General features: G+C 65.3%; 18 protein-coding genes. 14 read left to right on the forward strand and 4 right to left on the reverse strand.

Annotated elements, in window-relative coordinates; translation table 11 throughout:
* Positions 1-6 precede the first annotated feature (6 nt).
* The 6 genes from BLR92_RS09025 to BLR92_RS09050 all read left to right on the forward strand — a co-directional run bounded on the left by BLR92_RS09025 (position 7) and on the right by BLR92_RS09050 (position 6,496).
* Positions 7-1,326, forward strand: coding sequence for an NAD(P)/FAD-dependent oxidoreductase (locus BLR92_RS09025; protein WP_175488767.1), 1,320 nt, complete (start codon positions 7-9; stop codon positions 1,324-1,326).
* A gap of 190 nt (positions 1,327-1,516) precedes the next feature.
* Positions 1,517-1,879, forward strand: a complete 363-nt coding sequence (locus BLR92_RS09030) for a cupin domain-containing protein (RefSeq protein ID WP_089727713.1) — start codon at positions 1,517-1,519, stop codon at positions 1,877-1,879.
* Between the two features lie 67 nt (positions 1,880-1,946).
* Positions 1,947-2,981: a LysR substrate-binding domain-containing protein gene (locus tag BLR92_RS09035; protein ID WP_245704156.1), complete on the forward strand. Its 1,035-nt coding sequence runs from the start codon at positions 1,947-1,949 to the stop codon at positions 2,979-2,981.
* 193 nt (positions 2,982-3,174) lie between these two features.
* Positions 3,175-4,062, forward strand: a complete 888-nt coding sequence (locus tag BLR92_RS09040; RefSeq protein WP_089727716.1) for an NAD(P)-dependent oxidoreductase — start codon at positions 3,175-3,177, stop codon at positions 4,060-4,062.
* Between the two features lie 78 nt (positions 4,063-4,140).
* On the forward strand, positions 4,141-5,118 hold the full coding sequence (locus BLR92_RS09045) for a GlxA family transcriptional regulator (protein WP_089727718.1): 978 nt from the start codon (positions 4,141-4,143) through the stop codon (positions 5,116-5,118).
* 121 nt (positions 5,119-5,239) lie between these two features.
* Positions 5,240-6,496 (forward strand): TauD/TfdA family dioxygenase, encoded by a 1,257-nt coding sequence (locus BLR92_RS09050; protein ID WP_089727720.1) that lies wholly within the window; start codon positions 5,240-5,242, stop codon positions 6,494-6,496.
* Between the two features lie 84 nt (positions 6,497-6,580).
* Here BLR92_RS09050 and BLR92_RS09055 read toward each other — a convergent pair whose 3' ends face one another.
* The 4 genes from BLR92_RS09055 to BLR92_RS09070 form a co-directional block, all read right to left on the reverse strand.
* Positions 6,581-7,039 carry a thioesterase family protein gene (locus BLR92_RS09055; protein WP_089727722.1) on the reverse strand — a complete coding sequence of 153 codons (459 nt, stop codon included), beginning with the start codon at positions 7,037-7,039 and terminating at the stop codon, positions 6,581-6,583.
* Entirely contained in the window at positions 7,039-8,013 is a 975-nt protein-coding gene (locus BLR92_RS09060; protein ID WP_089727724.1) for an L-carnitine dehydrogenase, read from the reverse strand. The genes BLR92_RS09055 and BLR92_RS09060 overlap by 1 nt, the downstream gene beginning before the upstream one ends.
* A gap of 16 nt (positions 8,014-8,029) precedes the next feature.
* Positions 8,030-8,908 carry a beta-keto acid cleavage family enzyme gene (locus BLR92_RS09065; RefSeq protein ID WP_089727725.1) on the reverse strand — a complete coding sequence of 293 codons (879 nt, stop codon included), beginning with the start codon at positions 8,906-8,908 and terminating at the stop codon, positions 8,030-8,032.
* Positions 8,909-9,050: 142 nt separating this feature from the next.
* A complete protein-coding gene (locus BLR92_RS09070) occupies positions 9,051-10,070 on the reverse strand; it encodes a GlxA family transcriptional regulator (RefSeq protein ID WP_089727727.1) in 1,020 nt (339 codons plus the stop codon).
* Between the two features lie 148 nt (positions 10,071-10,218).
* Between BLR92_RS09070 and tmpA the strand changes: the two genes are divergently transcribed.
* The 8 genes from tmpA (at position 10,219) to BLR92_RS09110 (ending at position 18,128) form a co-directional block, all read left to right on the forward strand.
* Positions 10,219-11,337: a 2-trimethylaminoethylphosphonate dioxygenase gene (gene tmpA, locus BLR92_RS09075; protein WP_089727729.1), complete on the forward strand. Its 1,119-nt coding sequence runs from the start codon at positions 10,219-10,221 to the stop codon at positions 11,335-11,337.
* An 8-nt stretch (positions 11,338-11,345) separates the two neighbouring features.
* Positions 11,346-11,945, forward strand: a complete 600-nt coding sequence (locus BLR92_RS09080; RefSeq protein WP_089728056.1) for an HD domain-containing protein — start codon at positions 11,346-11,348, stop codon at positions 11,943-11,945.
* The gene (locus tag BLR92_RS09085) at positions 11,945-13,540 is read left to right on the forward strand and encodes a 5-guanidino-2-oxopentanoate decarboxylase (RefSeq protein ID WP_089728058.1); all 1,596 of its coding nucleotides are present in this window, start codon (positions 11,945-11,947) and stop codon (positions 13,538-13,540) included. Before BLR92_RS09080 ends, BLR92_RS09085 begins: the two co-directional genes overlap by 1 nt.
* A gap of 31 nt (positions 13,541-13,571) precedes the next feature.
* Entirely contained in the window at positions 13,572-14,501 is a 930-nt protein-coding gene (locus BLR92_RS09090; protein ID WP_089727731.1) for an ABC transporter substrate-binding protein, read from the forward strand.
* Between the two features lie 25 nt (positions 14,502-14,526).
* Positions 14,527-15,708: a pyridoxal phosphate-dependent aminotransferase gene (locus BLR92_RS09095; RefSeq protein ID WP_089727733.1), complete on the forward strand. Its 1,182-nt coding sequence runs from the start codon at positions 14,527-14,529 to the stop codon at positions 15,706-15,708.
* 30 nt (positions 15,709-15,738) lie between these two features.
* Complete coding sequence (locus tag BLR92_RS09100; RefSeq protein ID WP_089727735.1) at positions 15,739-16,563, forward strand: ABC transporter ATP-binding protein; 825 nt, start codon at positions 15,739-15,741, stop codon at positions 16,561-16,563.
* Between the two features lie 84 nt (positions 16,564-16,647).
* A complete protein-coding gene (locus BLR92_RS09105) occupies positions 16,648-17,418 on the forward strand; it encodes a transporter substrate-binding domain-containing protein (protein WP_089727737.1) in 771 nt (256 codons plus the stop codon).
* A 5-nt stretch (positions 17,419-17,423) separates the two neighbouring features.
* Entirely contained in the window at positions 17,424-18,128 is a 705-nt protein-coding gene (locus BLR92_RS09110; protein WP_089727739.1) for an ABC transporter permease, read from the forward strand.
* Positions 18,129-18,137: the final 9 nt, after the last annotated feature.

The following is an 18,137-nucleotide window of genomic DNA, read 5'->3' on the forward strand; positions in this document are numbered from 1 at the left end:
TCCAGGATGTCACAAGCAACGCTTCCCCGTGACGACAACTGCAACGGCTGGTACCAGCTGCTCGACGCGCCGGCCCCGGCGCGCCGCCTCAATACCCGCGAGACGGCCGACTGGCTGGTGATCGGCGCCGGCTTCACCGGCCTGGCCGCGGCAAGGCGCGTCGCCGAGCTGCGCCCCGGCGAGCGCGTGGTACTGCTCGAGGCCCTGCGTGTGGGCCAGGGCGCCTCCGGGCGCAACACCGGCTTCGTCATCGACCTGCCCCACAAGCGTGATCTCGAGGGCGACGACCTGCCGCGCAAGCAGAAGTTGCTATCGCTCAATCGCGCCGCGGTGAGCGATCTCAAGACCCTGACCCAGCGCCACGACATCGACTGCGGCTGGTCGCTGGCGGGCAAGTATCAGGGCGCGGTCGGTGAGCGGGGCCTCAAGTACCTCGACCACTACGAGGCCCTGCTCCGCGACTTCGACTATCCCTATCGGCGTCTGGAGCGCGACGAGCTGGCGCCGATCCTCGGCACCCGTCACTACGCCGCGGCCATCTACACCGCCAACACCGCCCTGATGCAGCCCGCCGCCCTGGTGCGCGGCCTCGGCGAGACCCTGCCGGACAATGCCGGACTCTACGAGCACTCGCCGGTGGTCAGCCTGACCCGCTCGGGCGGGCAATGGTGCGCCACGACCTCGGAAGGCGAAGTGCGCGCCACCCACCTGCTGCTGGGCTCGAACATCTATTCCCAGGAATTCGGCTTCCTCAAGCATCGCATGCTGCCGGTGATGACCTTCGCCAGCATGACCCGGGCGCTCACCATTGAGGAGATGGCGCGGTTCTCCGCGGCCCCGCACCACTTCGGCCTGACCCCCGCCGATCACGCCGGCACCACCGTGCGGCTGACCCCGGACCGGCGGCTGATCATCCGTAACCAATACCGCTTCGTGCCGCGCTACCACGACGATCTCGCCGAGCGAAACCGGATTCGCCAGGGGCATCGCGACTCCTTCGAGGCCCGCTATCCCGATCTCGCCCATGTGCCCTTCGAGGCCACCTGGGGCGGCGCCTGCGGCCTGTCGCGCAACTACACCGCCTTCTTCGGCAAGGTCGGCGACAATGCCTGGATGTCCGGCGTCCACCAGAGCGTCGGCGCGGCCCGGGGCACCATCTCCGGCAAGCTGCTCGCCGAACTGGCCACCGGCCAGGACTCCGCGCAGCTCAGCGACATGCTGGCGGTCTCCGGCAAGCCAGCGCGCAACCCACCGGAGCCGTTCCTGAGCCTAGGGGTCAAGGCACGCATGAAGCAGGCGGCCTGGGCGAGTCGCAGCGAACTCTGAGGAACCGTTGCATAAATGCCTGCGCGAACGAATCGCGGCGTTGCACGGTACTGGTGCGCCAGCCCGGTCGAAGGTCGCCTAACTCCATGTTATGTCTCGCCTTCTGTGTTCCGTGCGCCTTGCGCTTCATTTCGCTCGACGATTTATGCAGCGATTCCTTGCCCGAACCTATCCAAGGAAACCGCTCTCCATGACTGATATGTCGATTCGCGCCATCAAGTTCGACCACTGCGACACCGCCTTCACCCATCGCGGCGGCCCGCCCGGTCACGCCGAGATCGGCCGCACCGTGGATGCTTCGCTGAGCAAGACCATGGGTGCCGGCTTCGCCCGCTGGGAGGGTGCCGAGGTGGCCTGGACGCTGCTCTACGACGAGGTGATCTTCGTCATCGAGGGCGAACTCAGGGTCACTGCGGCCGGCGAGACGCACCGCGTCACGCCGGGGCAGATGCTGTGGATTCCCGAGGGTACCGAACTGGTCTACGGCGGTCATGCGCTGTTCGGTTATGCTCTCTATCCGGGCAACTGGAAGGCGCTGCACGGCATGGAGTGAGGCTGCGTGCCGTGTCGAACGCCGCGATGACCTGCCCGGATACGTCTTCGATACAGCGGATTACGACATGGCCGGTGCCGGCGGTTGCCGCCACGCATCGCACCGATGTTCGTCGAGGGCGTTTACCCGTAGCATGGGCAGTCCCGATATCGCATTCGACCGCCTGGCGCTGACGATGAAACTCTCTCCCCTGCCGCCACTCAATAGCCTGATCGCCTTCGAGGCCGCGGCACGCCATCAGAGCTTTACCCTGGCCGCCGAGGAACTGCACGTGACCCAGGGCGCTATCAGCCGGCAGGTACGTCTCCTCGAGGAATACCTGGGCAAGCCACTGTTCACCCGCGCCAACCGCAGCATCCGCCTGACCGCGGCCGGCCAGCTGTATGTCCAGTCCATCCGCGGTGCATTGGGCGATATCGCGCTGGCCACCGACGACCTGCGCAGCTGGAAGGGCTCCCAGCAGATCACCCTCGCCACTTCCAGCGCCATGGCCTCGCTATGGCTGCTGCCGAAGATCGCCAAATTCCAGCGCGAGCATGAGGACATCGAACTGCGCATCGTCGCGCTCGAGCAGCTTCGTGATCTGACCCGCGTCGAGTGGGATATCGCTCTCTATTATTGCCGTACGCCGCCATCGGGCATGCTGGCCCACACGTTGTTCCACGAAGAGGTGTTCCCGGTGTGCAGCCCGGCCTATGTGGAGAAGCATGGCCCGCTGGAGTCGCCCGAGGTGCTCTCGCGCTGCACGTTGCTGTCCCTCGAGGAGGCCGACCAGGATTGGCTGAGCTGGAAGCAGTGGTTCGCCCAGGTCGGCGTCGAGGCGCCGACGCCACGCCGCCGCCTCAACATCAACAGCTATTCGATGCTGGTCCAGGCGGCGGTCATGGATCAGGGCGTGGCGCTGGGCTGGAGCCAACTGGTCGACGACTACCTGATGCGCGGCCTGCTGGTGCGCCCCATGCCCACCGTGCTGCGTACCCAGGCACGTTTCAGTCTGCTGGAGAGCAGCGAAGCGCCCTCGCGGCGTACCAGCGTGCGCGTATTCCGCGAGTGGCTGCTGGAGACCATCCCCAAGGAGGTCGGCGACCTGGGGCTGGCCTGAGTTCGATGTGGTGGTTGGTCATGACCGACACATCGAGACATCATTGATATGCCTTCTACCGTCGCCAGCAATGCACTCGCTGTTACTCCCGGTCCTAACCGGCAGTGATAGATGCCAAAGGCATGACTCCATCGCCGTCCCGTTTCTCCCTCATGGTATCTTTGGCTCCTGACAAACCGCTGAAGGAGCTACGATGAACGACCCCAAGACGATCGGCTTTCTCGGCACCGGCATCATGGGCGCGCCCATGGCCGGGCGCCTTTGTCAGGCGGGGCATCGCGTTCATGCCTGGAACCGCACGCCCGACAAGGCCCAGGCTCTCGCATCGCTGGGTGTCGCGGCCAAGCAGACGCCAAAGCAGGCCGTCGACGGCGCCGACGTGGTCATCGTCATGCTCAGCTCCGGCCCGGTCTGCGACGAGGTGATTCTCGGGCCAACGGGTATCCTCGCTTCGATGAAGCGCGACAGCATCCTGGTGGTGATGAGTTCCATTCCCGTCGCGACCGCCAAGCGCCAGGCCGAAGCGGCAGCCGCCCAACACATTCGCTACCTGGATGCGCCGGTGTCCGGCGGCGAGCAGGGCGCGATCGATGGCAGCCTCGCCATCATGGCCGGCGGCGAGCCCAGCGTATTCGAGCAAACGAGCGCCCTGCTCGGGCTATTGGGGCGCCCCGTGCGGGTAGGCCCGGCCGGCACCGGGCAACTCGCCAAGCTGGTCAATCAATTGATCGTCGCCAACACCATCGCCACGGTATCGGAAGCCATGCTGCTGGCCGAGCGCGGGGGCGCCGACCCGAGCCAGGTGCGAGAAGCCCTATTGGGAGGCTTCGCCGACTCGACGATATTGCGCGCCCACGCCCCACGCATGATCGCCAACGACTTCAAGCCTGGCGGACCCGCCAAATGGCAATTGAAGGATACCCAGACGACGCTGTCATTGGCCAAGGAGCTATCGCTCGACTTGCCGGTCGCCAGCCTGGTCAACGGCCTTTTCGAGGATCTGGTGGTGCATGGCGACGGCGAGCTGGACCATAGTGCCCTGATCCGCGAGCTACGCCGGCGCAACGGCATGCCATTGTAGGCGATCCAGCCTCTTCGCTTTCTGGTTCACGCCATGTTGTGATACGCGATTCAAGCCGACTGCCGCTGTGAGAAAACCATGCGTCTGGACTATACCGGCCTGCTCCCCGAACCGATTGGATTTTTGCTGATACCGCGCTTTTCGATGATGGCGTTCTTTTCGGCGGTGGAGCCTCTGCGGATCGCCAATCGCATCGCCGAACGCGAGCTCTTCCAATGGTGGGTGATCACCCAGGATGGCCAGCCGGTGACTGCCAGCAACGCCATGACGCTACTCGCCGACGTCTCCATCGACTCGGCCCCGGCGCTGCCCAGCGTGGCGATCTGCGCCAGCTTCGACCCCGAAACCACGCTGACCCGGCGCCTGCTGAAATGGCTCAATCGTCTTCAGCACAATGATTGTGTGGTCGGCGGGATCGATACCGGCAGCTTCATTCTGGCCAGGGCCGGCCTGATCGCCGGCCAGCGTGTGACCATGCACTGGGAGAGCCTGCCGGCGTTTCACGAGCGTTTTCCGCATATCGATGCGGTCGAATCGCTGTATGAGATCGGGCCGCGCTGTTACTCGTGTGCCGGGGGAGCGGCGGCGATGGACATGGCACTCGACCTGATTGCCCGTCGGCATGGCGAATCGCTCGCCACGGCGGTTTCGGAACAGCTGATCCATGCGCGCATGCGCACCCGCCACGACCAGCAGCGCATGGCATTGACCCAGCGCCTGGGCACCCACAAGCACGCCCTGATCGAAGCGGTCGCGCTGATGGAAGGTCATCTCGAGGCGCCACTACCCATCGCGGATATCGCCCGACGCATCGGGATTTCGCTGCGTCAGTTGCAGCGCCTTTTTGAGCAGGAGCTGGGGCGGCGACCCAGCGACCACTACCTGCATCTGCGCCTGGCACTGGCCCGCCAACTACTCATGGAAACCGATCACGATATTCTCGGCATCGGCTTGGCCAGCGGTTTCACCTCGGCTTCCAGTTTCTCGCGTGCCTACAAGCAGCGCTATGGCAGAAGCCCGAGGAAAGATCGACGAGAGCCCTCAGCCAATACATGAAGAGCCTGCGGCAGCGCCCGGCTGAGCGGCGGCTGATGGCAAGCCGTTGTCGCCTTATGTGCAATCGCTGCCTTTCCGAGCCGGCATCCTGAGCCAACGACGCTCAAATCAGGACACCGCCATGAACACCGCCGAGTCACTATCCTCGCTGCCCCCCACCCCGGATTACGATGCCTGGCCGGTCACGGTCGCCCCCGAGCGGGTCAACCACGACCCACACCTCGTCGAATTGCATTGGCGCGATGGGCGCGTCAGCCGTTACCACGGCGTCTGGCTGCGCGAGAACGCCGGCGATGCCAGTACCGTCAACCCTGATACCCGCGAGCGCATTCTCGATCTTTCGCGGCTCGCGGCGTGGCCGACGATCAGCGCGGCTCGCCTCGACGATCAGGGCGCGCTTTGCGTCACCTTCGCGCCGGAAGACCGCACCCTGCGCTTTCACCCCGGCTGGCTGCGCGCCAACGACTACTCCAACACCGCGCAACCCGACGCCCCGCTGGTCCCGGTCACTACCTGGACCGGCGAAACCCTGCCCGAGCCAACGAGTCTCGATGCCGGCGCCTGGATGCGCCAGGCGGAGGATGACCCTGCGGTCGAGGCCCTGCTGGAGCGCGCCCTGGAAGCGGTACTCGGCCATGGCCTGGTGCGCCTGCGCAACCTGCCCACCGAGCCCGGCACCCTGGCACGCATCGCCGAGCGCATCGGCCCGCTGCGCGCCACCAACTTCGGCACCCTGTTCGACGTCAAGGCCAAGCCCAATCCCGACTCCAACGCCTACACCTCGATCGCCCTGCCGCCGCATGTCGACCTACCGACGCGGGAATACCAGCCCGGCTTGCAGCTACTGCACTGCCTGGAAAACAGCGTCGAGGGCGGCCAGGCGGTGATGATGGACGGCTTCGCCATCGCCGAGACGCTGCGCGAGCGCCATCCTGACGCCTTCGCCACCCTGACCCGGGTCAAGTGGTGCTACGCCAATACCGCGCGCACCACCGACTACGTGTGGTTCGACCCGATGATCAAGCTGGACGATCAGGGCCGCCTGCTCGAGGTGCGCGTCGCCGACTTCCTGCGCGGCCCCCTGATGGCGCCGTTCGACGACATCGAGCCGGCCTATGCGGCGCTGATGCAACTGCAACGCCTGCTACGCGAGCCGCAATTCGCGATGCGCTTCACCTACCGGCCGGGCGATCTGGTGATCTTCGACAACCGCCGCCTGCTGCATGCCCGCGACGCCTTCGAGGGCAACTCCGGCCACCGCTGGCTGCAAGGCTGCTACCTGGAACGCGACGAGATCCGCTCACGCCTGCGCATGCTGTGGCGTGCCGCGCGTCAGCGGCGGGTCGACGCGGCCGAGCGCGCGCCAACGAGCGGTTGATGCCATGGAGAGGTGTCCATGATGAAAAAAGGGCTCGGCGGAAGAAATCGCCGAGCCCTTGCTCATGACACTGGCCAGAAAATGTCAGCGCCGCGTGATGCCGATACGCCGCCCGGCGGCCTCGGGCCAGGCGTCGCTATCGATTACCGGAAAGCTATCGAGCTGGCGGCTTACGGCATCCGGAAATGGCGCGGGCCGACCGCTCGCGGTGGCGATACCCATCAACATCTGCTCGCTGGTGGCGACCGCTTCCTGCTCGGCGTTGTAGAGCGTAAAGAACGCATGCAGGCGCTTGGCGTCGCGGTCAAGCAATGCGAGATCGACCATTAACGCCTCTCCTTCATGTGCCTCGCGGCGATAGCACAGATGAGTCTCGAGGGTGAACAGCGTATAGCCCTCGCGCTCGCGGCCCGCCGCATCGAGGCCGATGCGCACCATCAACTCATCCACCGCAAGCGAGAACACCCGCGCGTACTCGGCATCGTTCATGTGGCCGTTGTAATCCACCCAGGCCGCATCGACTTGGGTGTCGAGAAGGCGCATCAGATGCGCCCCTCGAGGCCCTCGGCCTCCGGCCAGTATTTCCGTGTCAGCGCCAGTAGCTCGACCAGGAAGTCGTCACGCCGGGTTTCCAGCTCGGCGACACTGCGCCCGGCCGCCTGGTGCTCGCAGCCCTCGACCACGCGATCGATCAACGCATCGCTCAGCTCCGGCGCTTCGAGCTTGGTCCAGGGCAGTTTCAGCGCGGGCCCGAACTGGTGAAGCATGTGCCGCATTCCGGCGTCGCCGCCTGCCAGGTGGAAGGTTAGGAAGGTCCCCATCAGCGACCAGCGCAGCCCGGCGCCATACACCACCGCGGCATCGACCTCCTCGGTGGTGGCGACGCCATCGTTGACCAGGTGCAGCGCCTCGCGCCACAGCGCTTCCATCAAGCGGTCGGCAACATGCCCTTCGATTTCGCGACGCACCACCAGCGGGCGCATGCCCAATCCTTCGTACAGACTCCGCGCGCGCTCGAGCAGCGTCGGCGCGCTGTGCTGCCCGCCGACCAGCTCGACCAGCGGCAGCAGGTAGACCGGATTGAACGGATGCGCCACGATCACCCGCCCCGGCGCGCGCTTACAGGCCGCTTGCAGTTCGCTGGGCTTGATGCCGGAGGTCGACGAGCCGATCACCACCTCGTCGGCGGCGTGCGCGTCCAGCTCGGCCAGCACCCGATGCTTGATGTCGAGGCGCTCGGGGACGTTTTCCTGAATCAGCTCGGCGCCCTCGATGGCCTGGATGGCAGAAGGCGCGAAGCGCAGGCGCGCCGGGTCCGCCGTTGCGGCGAGCCCGAGCTTGGCCATCGACGGCCAGGCGCGCGCGACGAACTCGCGGCTGCGCGCTTCGGCGCCCGGCGCGGGGTCGAAGGCCACCACCTCGCAGCCAGCCGCCAGGGCGCGCACGATCCAGCCGTTACCGATTACGCCGGTACCGATCACCGCGACGCGCGCCGGGGCATTATCGAATACTGTCATTCTATTACTCTCCGTATCAGGGCTGGCGCAGATCGAGTTTCTTCCGCGTCTCGGCGGGTGTGAGAACGCGACCGCCGAGGTTTTCGGCGATGGTCGCGGCCTTCTCCACCAGTTGCGCGTTGGTGGCGAAGACGCCCTTGCTAAGGTAGAGGTTGTCTTCGAGGCCGACGCGCACGTTGCCACCCAGCAAGATCGATTGCGCGACCATCGGCATCTGGCTGCGGCCGATGCCGAAGGCCGACCACTGGGCGTTGGCGGGCAGCTTGTTGCGCATCGCCAGCATCGTCTCGGTATCCGCTTCGGCGCCCCAGGGAATGCCCAGGCACAACTGGAACAGCGGATCGCCCTCGATCAACCCTTCTTCGATCAATTGCCGGGCAAACCATACGTGACCGAGGTCGAAGCATTCGAGTTCGGGTTTGACGCCGGCCTCTTTTACCAGGCGGGCGTGCTCGCGCAGCCAGTCGGCGGTGTTGAGGTAGATCATGTCGCCGAAGTTGAGGCTGCCGCAATCCAGCGTGCAGATGTCCGGCAGCAGCTCGCCAATCGGCGCGTGGCGCTCGGCGGGCGTCTGCATGTCGGTGCCTTCGCCGCCGCGGGTCGGGTCGTCGGGGTGCGGCGTCCAGTCGCCGCCGCCGCCGGCGGTCAGGTTGATCACCGCATCGACGTCCGCATCGCGAATGCGCAAGACGACTTCGCGAAAATGCTCGGTGGAGTGGCTGATGCCACCGGTTTCGGGGTCGCGCACGTGCAGGTGCACGATACTCGCCCCGGCACGCGCTGCCTCGATGGCGCTGTCGGCGATCTGTTGGGGCGTGATGGGAAGGTCGGGGTGCTTGTCGGCGGTATCGCCGGCCCCGGTGACGGCGCAGGTCAGGATGACGTCGCGATTCATATGGCTCTCCTAATGAGTTCGTTCACGGCGGTGAGCCGTCAAAAACGTTCCCTCATTGTCGAAAGCCTGACGCCCTGGAATTTGTCACGATGCGCCGCGCTATTGACGCTTGGCGCCATCGTGTTGCCCAGGGTGAAGCGGTTCAGCGTGTGCCGCGCCCGGCCGTCACGCTCGGTCGCTCCTGAAAGCGCGCCTGATAGGCACGCGAGAAATGCGCCAGATGCGTGAAACCGGTGGCCAGTGCCGCCTCGGTCACCCGACAACGACTGTCGGCGAGAATCCGTCGCGCCTGGTCCAGGCGCATGCCCAGATAGCACTGCTTGGGCGTCTCGCCGAAATGGGTCACGAACTGGCGCGTCAACTGGCGTTGCGACTGGCCCACCAGCTGGCATAGCTCGGGAATCGACAGCACCTGACCGAGATGCGCCTCCATGATCGCCAGCGCCTTGAGCACGATGCGCGGCAGATGCGCCAATTCGTAGCCGCTCACCGCGCCGGGCGCCTCGTCCTCGCGGGTCGAGGCGCGCTGATGGATAAGCTGGCGCCCCACCGCGTTGGCCAACGCCGGGCCATAATCGTGCTCGATCCACGACAGCATCATGTCGATGCCCGCCGCGCCACCGGTACCGGTCAGGCGCCGGTCGGCGAACTCGTAGCGCGCAGCACTCAACACGATGTGCGGGAACTCCTCGCGAAACGCCGGCACGCTCTCCCAGTGCAGCGCCACCCGTTGGTGCTCCAGCAGGCCGGCCCGCGCCAGGATGAACGGCGCCGTATCCAACCCGCCGAGCATGCCGCCATGCGCCGCCACATGGCGCAATATCGCTCGATCATGCGCGGTCACGGTGGCTTCCGCCTCGTAGGAGGAAATCACCATCAACATGTCGTTGCTGACCACCGCGTCGAGCGCGCCATCCACCTCGATGCGCACGCCATTACTCGCCACCACCGCCTCGCCATTGGACGACAACAGTTGCCAGGCAAACAGATCGCGGCCGAAACGATTAGCCACTCGCAAGGGCTCGAGCAGGCAAAACAGCGTCAGCATCGAGAACTTGGGCAATAGCCAGACACTGATCGTGTGTTCCGCCTCGGCGGGCGAAAGCACCGGCGGCAGATCGGGACGCGGATAGGGCCAAGCGGAATGGGGAGGCGTTTCCATGGCTAAAATTGTCAAACATATAGCGACTTTTATCAAATCAGCGAGACACTAGCGTCCTAAGGTAAGTAGCAGCATCGCTGGCGGCGACCTGCGATCTGCCAGCCTGCGTGCCCTGATACTGAATCTTTTCGTGCGGAGATGACATCCCATGCCCACCCCAGCGGATATCGCCTTGAACGCCGACGGACGCCGCCTGACCTTACGCGCTCGCGGCGTCGAGCGGGACTTCGCCGCCCTGTGGCTGCGTGAGCGCGCGCCCGACACGAAGACCCTCGATGCGCTCACCGGCCAACGCCTGATCGAGGCCGCCGAACTGCCGCTGGACCTGACCATCGAGCACGCCGCTATCGAGCAGGAGACGCTGACGCTGTCGTTCAGCGACGGGCACCGCACCGCTTTCGCACTCGATGCCCTGTTCGGACGTGCCGATGCAGGCGACGATCTAAGCCTCTGGGACGCCACGCTGAGCGAGTTGCCACGCGCCGATTTCAGCGCCGCACTCGATGACGACGACGCCTTGCTGGCGCTGCTCGAGTCGCTGCGCCGCCATGGCTTCGTCAAGGTCAGCGGCGTGCCTATCGAAGAGGACGGTATGCAGGCGTTGATCGACCGCATCGGCCCGCTGCGCATGACCAACTGGGGCGGCATCGCCGACGTCAAATCGGTGGCGCATGCCTACGATCTGACCATGACCCAGCGCGGGCTGGAACCGCACACCGACAACCCCTACCGCGACCCGATCCCCGGCTATATCTGGCTGCACTGCCTGAGCAATGCCGCCGAGGGCGGCGATAGCACGCTGGTCGACGGTTTCATGGCCGCCCGACGGCTCAAGGCGGAAAACCCCGACGCCTTCGATTGCCTGACGCGAGTCGCCTCGCAGTTCCGCTACGTCGACGACAGCACCCATCTGGAGAGCGAGGGGCCGCTGATCGAACTCGATAGCGCCGGGCGCATCAATCGGGTGCGCTACAACAATCGTACCGAACGCATCGACGCCTACGATACCGATACGCTGGAGCGCTATTACCGTGCGCGCCGACACTTCTATGCGTTGATCACCGACGAGGCGCTGACCGTGCACCTCAAGCTCGAACCCGGCGACATGCTGATCATGGACAATTACCGGCTGTTCCATGGCCGCACCGCCTTTGCGCTGGACGGCGGCGTGCGTCATCTGCGCCAGGGTTACGTCGATCGCGACAGCATGGCCAGCCGCCGCCTGGTGTTGAGACAACGAGCCAGCCAGTCGGAGGCCTGTACATGAGCGAGCCCATGAATCGCGCCACCTTTACCCGTTTCGATCATAGCCGCGCCGAAGATTGGCTGGTGATCGACGCACACTACCAGACCTATCAAAACGGCGTCGCCGAGCGCGTTCTGAGCCACCTCTTGAATATACGCGGCGATCATCACGGCTATCCGGTCGATCGTTATACCCACAGCCTGCAGACCGCCACCCGTGCGCTGCGCGCCGATGCCGACGAAGAAACCGTGGTGTGCGCGCTGTTGCACGACATCGGCGACGACCTGGCGCCGGCCAATCACGCCGAGATAGCGGCGGCGATTCTCGAACCCTACATCGACCCGCTGAATGCCTGGATGATTCGCCATCACGAGCTGTTTCAGGGCTATCACTATCGTCATTTCTACGGCCTCGACCCGCATGCCCGCGATCGCTATCGCGATCATCCGGCCTACGCGCGCACCGTGCGCTTCTGCGACGAGTGGGACCAGCGCTCGTTCGATCCGCATTACGACACCCTGCCCCTCGAGCACTTTCGGCCGATGGTCGCGCGACTCTTCGCGCGCCAGCCGCTCGATGCCATGCCCAGCGTGGCGAGCGCCAGTTCCCCCGACAAGGAGCGTTCGTGATTTCCTGTACCCAGCGTTTGCTCGACCTGCTCGCCGCCTACGGCATCGATACCGTCTTCGGCATTCCCGGCGTGCATACCATCGAGCTGTATCGCGGCCTCGACGCCAGCCCGCTGCGCCATGTCACCCCGCGCCACGAGCAGGGCGCCGGTTTCATGGCCGACGGTTACGCCCGTGCCAGCGGCAAGCCGGCGGCCTGTTTCATCATCACCGGGCCGGGCATGACCAACATCGCCACCGCCATGGGCCAGGCGCTGGCCGACTCGATCCCCATGCTGGTGATCTCCAGCGTCAACCATCGCGATACCCTGGGGCGTGGCCAGGGCCGCCTGCATGAACTGCCCGATCAGCAGCGCACCCTGAGTGGCGTCAGCGTATTCAGCCACACCCTGCATAGCGCCGAGGCATTGCCCGAGATCATCGCCCGGGCCTTCGCGGTGTTTCGCAGCGCCCGGCCCGGCCCGGTGCACATCGAGATACCGCTGGACGTGATGACCCAACCGGTCGCCGACACGCCGATTCGCATCCCGGCGCTGTACCCGCCGGCGGCGCCCGGCGAGGCGCTCGATCGCGCCGCCGCCTGGCTTGGCGAGGCCAGGCGACCGCTGGTGCTGCTTGGCGGGGGCTGCGTCGATGCACCCGATGCGGCGCGTGCACTGGTCGAACGCCTCGATGCGCCGGCGATGACCACCATCAACGCCAAGGGCGTGCTCGGCCTCGATCACCCGTTGAATCTCGGCGCTACCGCCAGCCTGCCCGCCGCGCGACAATTGGCCGCCGAGGCCGACGTGGTGCTGGCGCTGGGTACCGAACTCGGCGAGACCGACTACGACCTGGTCTTCGACGACGGCCTGCGTTTCGAGGGTCGGTTGATTCGCGTCGATATCGACCCGCAACAACTGGCGCGCAATCAGCCGGCCGACCTGGCCATGTTGGCCGACGTCGGCTCGGTGATGGCCGGGCTGCTCGAACGCCTGCCGTCACAGATCGATCGCGGTGGCGCCGCACAGGTGCGCGATACCCGCACCGCGCTGGCCCTGCGTGACGCCGAGGATGTCGCGCCTTACGCGGTCTTTCTCGACACGCTGCGCCAGGCGCTGCCCGAGGCGACCATCGTCGGTGACTCCACCGGGCCGGTGTATGCCGGCAACTTTCTGGTCGATATGCCCGCGCCGCGCCGCTGGTTCAACGCCGCCACCGGCTACGGCACCCTTGGCTACGGCCTGCCGGCGGCTATCGGCGCGGCGCTGGCCACCCCCGAGCGCCCCGTCGTCGCGGTGGTCGGCGATGGCGGGCTGATGTTCACGCTGAGCGAACTGGCCACGGCCAGCGACGCCGGGCTGCCGCTGGCCGTAGTGATCTGGAACAACGACGGTTACGGCGAGATTCGCCGCTACATGGACATGCACGAGGTGACGCGCCTGGGTGTCGACCTGCCCGCCCCCGATTTCGCCACGCTGGCCGGCGCCTTCCGCTGCCGTAGCGTGCGCGTCGCTTGCCCTGCGGAATTGTCGGACGCGCTGGCCGGTTCGCAGGCGGCACGCGTTCCCACACTGATCGAGGTGAATGCCGACCACTGGCCCGTCGCCACGTAACGCAGCCACTCCGACCTAACGAGGAGACTCAATGCAGATTCGTATACCGCTATTACTTATCAGCCTGACCTGCTTGCCACTGGCCGCTCAGGCACAAGCCACTGACGACGCCACACAAGTCGATTTCGTCGTCCCACCGTGGCCGGGTATCACGGTCAAGACCGAGATCGTCTCCCAGATCATCGAACGCCTCGGCTATGAGGCCAACGCTCAGGGCATGAGCAGCACCGTCGGCTACAACACCCTGCAGACCGGCGATAGCGATGTCTTCCTGGGTGGCTGGCTGCCGTCGCAACGGCAAAGCTATGACGCCGCCATGGAGGCCAACGCCATCGTCGACCTGGGCAATAACGTCACCGGCGCGCGCATGGGCTTCGCCGTGCCCGGTTACGTTCATGACGCCGGCATCACCAGCGCCAAGCAGTTGGACGATCCCGAAAACCGCGAGCGCTTCGATGCCGAGATCTACTCGATCGAGAGCGGTTCGACCGTCAGCGTGGCGCTCAGCGAGGCCATGGAAAACGACGTCTATGGACTCGGCGACTGGGAAATCAAGTCATCCTCGACCCCCGGCATGCTTAGCGAGGTCGACGCCGCCTACCGCGCCGAGCGCTGGATCGTTTTCTACGGCTGGACACCGCACTGGATGGCGCCGAAATACGACATGGTGATCCTCGACGACCCGCAGGCCGTCTACGGCCCCGATAACGGCAAGAGCGACGTTCGCACCATCGTCAGGCGCGAGTTCAGCGAGGCCAATCCCAATCTGATGCGCTTGCTCGACCAACTCGTCTTCACCGCCGCTCAACAGAGCGAGTTCATCAGCGAGTTCAGCCAGAAAGAACTGGACCCGGAGGTGGTGGCCCGCCAATGGATCGAAGCGCATCCCAAGCGAATCGAGGCGTTCCTGGAAGGCGTGACCACCCGCGACGGCCAGTCGGTAGACGAACTATTCCAATAACGATCCGCAACGCGAGGAGCGACGCATGCACTACTCCGCCCTGACGTCACGCATCGCCGGCGAAGGCGCCGCCGCCTGGGATATCCACTACCGCGCCCTGGCCCGCCAGGAGAACGGCGAGGAGGTGACCCTGCTGTCGGTCGGCGACCCCGACTTCATCACCCCCGGACCGATCATCGACAGCGCCATCGCCAGCCTGTGCAGTGGGGCGACTCACTATGCCGACGTCCAGGGCAAGCTGCGCCTGCGCCAACTCATCGCCCGGCGGCATCGCGAGCGGGGCGGCGTCGCCGATGCCGACAACGTCGCGGTGATGGCCGGTGCCCAGTGCGCGCTGTATGGCGTCGCCCAGTGCATTCTCGATCCCGGCGATGAAGTCATCGTGCCGGAGCCGATGTACGTCACCTACGAGGCCGCGTTACAGGCCACCGGCGCGACGCTGGTGCGCGTACCGCTGCGCGCCGAGAACGACTTCTCGCTACGCGTCGACGACCTGGCCGCGGCGATCACCCCGCGTACTCGTGCCGTGCTGCTGAACAGCCCGCACAACCCCACCGGCCAGGTGATGACCCGCCAACACTGGCAGGACATCGCCGGGCTGTGCGTCGAGCACGACCTGTGGGTAATGTCCGATGAGGTCTACGCCGAGCTGACGTTCGACGGTGAGCATGTGTGTCCGGCGACCCTGCCCGGCATGGCCGAGCGCACCGCGGTGATCAACAGCCTGTCGAAATCCCACGCCATGACCGGCTGGCGGCTAGGCTGGGTGATCGGCCCGCAGACGCTGATTCAACATCTCTCGCGCCTGTCGCTGTGCATGCTGTATGGCAGCCCCGAGTTCATTCAGGACGCCGCCTGCACCGCCTTCGAGGTGCCGCTTCGCGAACTGGAGATAATGCGCGAGACCTACCGCGAGCGCCGCGATAGCGTCTGCGACGCGCTGGCCGACAGCGAAGTCGTCTCGGTTTTGACACCGGCGGCCGGCATGTTCGTGATGGTCGATATCCGCCGTACCGGGCTGAGTGCCCAGGCGTTCGCCGATCGCCTGCTCGACGAGCACGCGGTTTCGGTGCTGGCCGGCGAAGCCTTCGGGCCTTCCGCTGCAGGCTTCATTCGGCTGGGTTTGACGGTGGATTCGAAACAGCTACGCAGTGCCTGCCAGAAAATAGAACGCTACGCCCAGGAGTGCCTATCGACGACCACCTGAGACCCCTCACTGACCTAACGGCTTTGCTGCATGGAAAACACACCGAAAACAAGATTGGCGCCGGCGACCACGCCGGCCGGTACGCAAAAATCGCCGCTGGCCATCGAGGCCCGCGAACTGGTCAAGAACTACGGCACACTACAGGTATTGAAAGGCGTATCGCTCGCGGTCCGCGAAGGCGGCGTGGTATCGCTCATCGGCTCCAGCGGGTCGGGCAAGAGCACCCTGCTGTGTTGCATGAACCTGCTGGAATTGCCCGATCGTGGCGACCTGAGCATCGCCGACGAGACGATCCACTTCACGCGCAACGCCCAGGGCAACAACCTCGGCCTCGACCGGCGCCAGATACAGCGCTTGCGCACCAAGGTCACCATGGTGTTCCAGCAATTCAACCTGTGGCCGCATCTCAGCGTGCTGGGTAATGTCATCGAGGCGCCGAGGCGCGTGCGCCGCCTGCCCAAGCGCGAGGCCGTGGCGCTCGGCGAGCATTATCTCGACAAGGTCGGCATGTCCGACAAGCGCGACGAATACCCGGCGTTTCTCTCCGGTGGTCAGCAACAGCGCGTGGCCATCGCCCGCGCGCTGGCCATGGAGCCGCGCGTGCTGCTGTTCGACGAACCCACCTCGGCCCTCGACCCCGAACTGGTCAGCGAGGTACTCGGCGTGATTCGCGGCCTTGCCGACGAAGGCCGCACCATGTTGCTGGCGACGCATGAAATGCATTTTGCCCGTGATGTGTCCAGCCAGGTGGTGTTCCTGCACCACGGAATCGCCGAGGCGACGGGCACCCCGCAACAAATCTTCGAGCATTCCGACAGCGAGCGCTGCCGACGATTCGTCTCGTCCGTGGCCTGAGCGGAATGCCCAGGGCGCCGAATAGCGCTCGCGTTAGTGGACGGCAATTGGCCGATCCGCTCAATAACGATAAGGAGCATGACCATGAAATCCAGCTTGATAACAGCGGCAGGCATCGCCGCACTGATCTCCTCGACACTGAGCGTCGCGGCGCAACCCCTCAAGATCGGCATCTCGGCAGAACCCTATCCACCGTTCACCTACAAGAGCTCCAACGGCGACTGGACCGGTTTCGAGGTCGAACTGGGCCTGGCCATCTGCGCCGAAATGCAGACCGAATGCCGAATCACCCCAACCGGCTGGTCCGGCATCTTCCCGGCACTCAATGCGGGCAAGATCGACATGATCATGAACTCCCTGTCGATCACCGTGGCCCGTGACAAGGTCATCGACTTTACCGTGCCTTATTACTTCACCCCCGGCGCCTATGTCACCGCCAAGGGTAACGACCTGCAGATCCCCGAGGAGCTCGATGGCAAGATTCTCGGCGTACAGGGCTCGACCACTCACGCCAGCTTCGCACGCAAGGCACTGCGCGACAGCGGCGTCGAAATCAATGTCTACAACAAGCAGGAGCAGGCTAACCGAGACCTGCTGGCGGGCCGTGTCGATGTCATCCTCGCCGACAAGGTCGCCATGACCGAGTTCGTCGAGCGCGACGCCGCCCAGGGTTACGAAATCCGCGCCACTGCGCCGCGCCACGAGGCCTACGGCGAAGGGGTCGGTATCGGCCTGCGCGAAGATGACGACGCGCTTGAAGAGAAGCTCAACACGGCGATTGCCACCGTGCTCGAAAACGGCACCTGTACCCAGCTCTCGAAGCAATATTTCGGGACCGACATCTGCGGTAGCTGATCCGCATGGAACTCTACCGTAACGAGGGCCTGCTCGATTGGGCAGGCCCGATTCTGCAAGGCGCGCTGGTCACGCTGGAGATCGCCCTGCTGGCCTACGCCATCGGGCTGCTGCTGGGCCTGCTCGGCGCCAGTGCGCGGCTGAGCCACTGGCGCCCACTACAGGCTACCGCCGTCGGCTACTCTACACTGGTGCGCGCGATACCCGAGCTGTTGTTGATCATCCTGCTCTATTACGCCGGCCCTCAGGCGTTCAATAGCGCACTCGATGCGTTGGGCTGGAACGGTTCGATCGAGATCAGCGGCTTCGTGACCGCCGTCGGCGTACTGGCCTTCGTCCAGGGTGCCTACATGACCGAAGTGTTTCGTGGCTCGATTCTGGCGATACCGTGTGGACAGCTCGAGGCCGCCGATGCCTACGGCTTCTCGCGCTGGATGCGCTTTCGTCGCATCGTCGTCCCCGCCATGCTGCCCAATGCCCTGCCGGGCATGTCGAACCTGTGGCTGATCCTGATCAAGGATACCGCGCTGGTCAGCGTGATCGGCTTCGAGGAATTGTTCTTCACCGCCCAGCAGGCGGCGGCCAGCACGCGTTCCTACTTCCTGTTCTATGCCGTCGCCGGGGCGCTGTATCTGGTCATGACTCTCGGCTCCAATGTGCTCTTCGGACGTGCCGAACGCTACGTGCGGCGTGGCCAACCCAGCGCCTAAGGAGAGCGA

Source organism: Modicisalibacter muralis (assembly GCF_900102945.1).
In the GTDB taxonomy this organism is placed as follows: domain Bacteria; phylum Pseudomonadota; class Gammaproteobacteria; order Pseudomonadales; family Halomonadaceae; genus Modicisalibacter; species Modicisalibacter muralis.